A 4,386-nucleotide genomic window follows, 5' to 3' on the forward strand; every position below is an offset into this window, starting at 1 on the left:
TGACACATGGGTCATCCCCTACGAATGGAGTCGGATCACTTAAACAAGTTGTTTGAAAAAGTATGTATGATTTTTGATCGTCAAAATCGTTGGGGGATTTGTTTAATTGTTTTTTGCAAGTGCATCGAGTTCGGAAAGTTTGAGTTGGATGCTGAGAATATAAGGCATTTTGTCTTGTTCCCAGTGGCCGTAGGTGGTGAGGATAAACGTGCCGTCAGGCAGAATTTCGACGCCGGGATAAGCGCAGTCGGCGCCTTTGGTGTTGTCTTTCAGGCGGACATGGTACTGCCCTTCTTTGCCTTGCACGAGATCGTCATAAGTGCCGACCCAGGCGACCCAGTCCCCTTCGGTGGGAGCGGTATGACCTTTGGGAGTTTTGCTGCGGAACGAAATCAGCAGTCGCCCGTCGGGAGCGTATTTGCCGGTATGGCGATCGCCGTTTAAGGAGCCGGGCAGATCGCGGGGGGCGGTCCAGGTTTTGCCTTCATCGTTGGAAAAGATGATCTGTGAATTGTGACGACGACTGTTTTCGCGGAGGAGGACGGCCAGTTGTTTTCCGTCGGGAGAACGAATGATGCCGGGCTCGCAGATATGATACTCGGAGGATTTATGGATTGCTTCAGGATTCGACCAGGTCAAGCCGCCATCTGTGGAAAGCGTTTTATAAAGTGTGAAGGCAATCGGCGATTCCTGTTTGGAATCTTTCGAGATAAAGCGGCCGTCGTCGTGAAACAACGCCATGTAATGGCCTTTGCCGGTTTTCAGCGGTTCGACACAACCCATGACCACAATGCCGCCCCAGTCGCCAATCGGCTTGAGTTCGCTCCAGGTCTGGCCGTCATCTTCGGTAACCGCCATCCGCGCGGGGTACAGGCCGGAGAACATAATGATCCGTTTTTTACCGTTCGCATCAATGACCCGATGCAGGGTCGGCACTTCTCTGGAGGTCATCCAGGAAGCGGGAGTCGGCAGACGTTCGCTCCATGTTTTGCCGGCATCGTTGGAACGCTTGTAAACAATGCCCCCCTTCCCGTGTCCCTTAGGATAAACACAGAGCATGGTTTTGTTGTCTTCCAGCAGGACCGTTGTGGGATGTCCCAGGTACTGTCCCTCTTCCCGATCAACGACTACTTGTCGATGCGCCTGATCGTTGAGGTCGATGTAGGGAATGGAAAAGCCGGGGGGTTGCGGTTTCGCTGTTGCATCTGCGGGTTCAGCTGCGTACGAGGTTTTCAGGCAGAAGCAAATCAAAGCGGCGATGATCAGAATTCGACTCGCATGGGCGGGCGCTTTCAGTAACATAACAAGTCCTCACTTCAGGGAACGCAGTTGTGACTCAAGGCAGGAAATCAGAGCGATTCCTTTTTCGATTTGTGTTTATTCAGACTAACGAGGAAGGCGAGCTCATTCAATATCCGTTGACAGAATAAGTGCGGGACGTAACTCAGAAAGCTGTTTCTAACGGGACAATGCTGCTTCGGAGTAGAACCGTGTTGAAGAACACTCTGATTCGTTGGAAGATTAGACTCAGAGACAGCCGGAAACAGGGGAAATCAGCGAAATATTTCGCATCCGGGGAGCCTTTTTTAAATATTATATTGTTATTCCCGGTTTTTCCCGATAGGATATAAAGCATGCTTGATGTATCTGATTGTGATACAACAAGATACAAGACAGAAAACCTCAGCCTGCGCGGCTTATTCCCACCTGACTTTAATCATCGTAGAACATGACTATGAAAACTTTGCAAAAAGTGACAAGCGTCATCGTAATCACGAGCCTGTTCGGTTTGCTGATACCTGAGCTTTCCGCAGCGGAACCACAGTCGGATCAGCAGGGACTTGATTTCTTTGAAAAGAAGATTCGTCCGGTTTTGATTCAGCATTGTTATGAATGCCATTCCGCAGATACGAAAAATCTCAAAGGGAGTCTGCTGCTGGATTCGAAACACGGCACCCTGAAAGGGGGCGATTCGGGAACGGCTCTTGTGCCGGGGAAACCGGAAGAAAGTCTGTTGCTGGAAACACTGCGGTATGGTGAAGAGAGCTACCAGATGCCTCCCAAAGGCAAACTTCCGGATGAGGTGATTGCGAATTTTGAAAAGTGGATTGCGATGGGGGCACCTGATCCCCGCGAGACAAAAACAGCGAGCAAAACGAAAACCGAAATTGATTTTGTGAAGGCACGCGAGTTCTGGTCCTTTCAGGCTCCCCAAAGTCATGCTGCTCCCGCGGTAAAACGACAGGACTGGCCGGTTAACAAAATTGATTCCTTTATACTGGCGGCACAGGAAGCCAAAGGCTTTTCTCCGGCGCCTGCTGCGGGGAAACAGACGCTTATTCGTCGTGTTTATTTCGATTTGATCGGCCTGCCTCCGACTCCACAGGAAGTCGACCGGTTTGTTAAAGACACTTCCCCTCAGGCATATGCGCAGTTGATTGATCGTCTGCTGCAGTCTCCGCATTATGGTGAACGCTGGGGACGTCACTGGCTGGATGTCGCGCGGTATGCGGAAGACAACACGAATATGGGGCCACATAACGGTCCCTATCCTCACGCCTATCGGTATCGTGACTGGGTCATCAAAGCGTTGAATGATGATATGCCTTACGATGAATTTATCATTCGTCAACTGGCGACCGACTTTCTTCCGGAGACCGGCCCTGAAGATTATCCCGCACTCGGTTATATGGGGCTGGGGCCTTCCTATCACAAGGAAGTGGCGCTGTCTCAAGTGACGTTGGAGAATCGTTACGCTGACGACTGGGAAGACCGGGTCGACAGTTTGTGCCGTGGTCTGCTGGGGCTGACGATGGCCTGCGCCCGCTGTCACGATCACAAATATGATCCGTTGACCGTTGAAGATTATTACGGCATTGCGGGCGTGTTTGCCTCGGTCAGACAGACGACGCGGCCGATTATTTCTGATGCGGAAGTCGCCAAAACTCAGCCCGCGCGTGATCAAGCTGAGGCATTGACAAAGCAGAGCACAGCACTGACCGATCAAATTAAAGAGTTAAACAAGCGAAATGCGTTGTTGAAAGAACAGATGAAACAGGCGGGCAAGACGGAGTTTCCGCTGAATGCGCCGCGTCCCGATTTAAAGAAACAGATTTCGATTCAATTTCCGATTCCGCCGGAAGAGTTAAAACAGAATACGGCATTGATTGCTGCACACAATCAGACGATCAAAGAGAACAAAGCCAAAATTGAAGACATCAAAAAAACGACGCCGGGTTTTGAGCTGCCGGTGGCCAATGCCTTGACGGAAGAGCAGATTCGTGTGGAAGAGATCACCGAAGATCGGATGAAGATCGTGTATTATCCCAACAAGCCCCGTGATTTGAATATTTTCATTCGCGGAAATGCCGGAAACCTGGGAAAGGTTGTTCCGCGCCAGTTTGTGAAAGTGCTTTCCAGCGAGAAATCGGAGCCTTTCAAAAATGGAAGCGGCCGGCTGGAACTGGCACGGAGCATTGCGAGCCGCGATAATCCTCTGACGGCACGCGTGATGGTGAATCGGGTTTGGCAGCATCATTTCGGTGAAGGTCTGGTCGATACCCCGAGCAATTTTGGCAAAACCGGTGCCCTGCCCAGCCATCCGGAACTGCTGGACGATCTGACCGTCTGGTTTATGGATCAGGGGTGGTCGATTAAAAAACTGCATCGGCTGATCATGCTGTCGGCGACTTATCAACAGACATCCAACGTGGTGTTATCGGAATCGCAGGCGAAACTTGATCCTGATAATCGACTGCTCTCGTATTTCAATCGCAGACGACTGGAAGCGGAAGTCTATCGGGATGCCCTGCTGGCTGCGGGGAATGATCTGGATGCGACACAGGCCGGTCCTTCCGGCGACATTGATGATCCGACGTTTCATCGTCGCGGGATTTACGCCACAGTTTCCCGTCACAAATTGAGCACGTTCCTGCAGTCGTATGATTTTCCCGACCCGGCGATTCATGCCGCCCGCCGATCCAAAACGACAACCCCATTACAGCAGTTGTTTGTGTTAAACTCTCCGTTTGTGAGACAGCAGGCGCAGCAGCTGGCGAAACGCTTAGAGGGGGAATCGTCCGAAAAACGCATTGATGGAGTTTACCGAACGTTATTTTCGCGTGAGCCGTCACCACAGGAAATGCAGATTGGGCTGCGGTTTCTGGAACAGGGGGATGGCGGTTCTGCGAACGAACCGACTCCGTCCGTCGATCAGATTCCCACATTTGCCGGCAAACGCATGAAAGCCACGGTAAAAGAACTGGGCGATCAGTATGCGGTGGAACTCTGGGTGAAAAATCAAATCCCCAATGACCAGCGTGTGATCACCGGCTATGTTTTCTCGCGTGGAAAAGACTCCGCACCCAGGGCGGCCGGCGATCATCT

The 4,386-nt window shown here is 51.4% G+C and carries 2 protein-coding genes; one reads left to right on the forward strand and one right to left on the reverse strand.

Features of this window, described 5'->3' with window-relative positions; all coding sequences use genetic code 11:
* Positions 1-102: 102 nt before the first annotated feature.
* On the reverse strand, positions 103-1,302 hold the full coding sequence (locus Q0294_RS17495) for a sialidase family protein (RefSeq protein ID WP_299468033.1): 1,200 nt from the start codon (positions 1,300-1,302) through the stop codon (positions 103-105).
* 433 nt (positions 1,303-1,735) lie between these two features.
* Between Q0294_RS17495 and Q0294_RS17500 the strand changes: the two genes are divergently transcribed.
* A partial coding sequence (locus tag Q0294_RS17500; RefSeq protein WP_299468035.1) for a PSD1 and planctomycete cytochrome C domain-containing protein occupies positions 1,736-4,386 on the forward strand: 2,651 nt, incomplete at its 3' end.

The sequence above is a fragment of the uncultured Gimesia sp. genome (assembly GCF_937919775.1).
Classification (GTDB): Bacteria; Planctomycetota; Planctomycetia; order Planctomycetales; family Planctomycetaceae; genus Gimesia.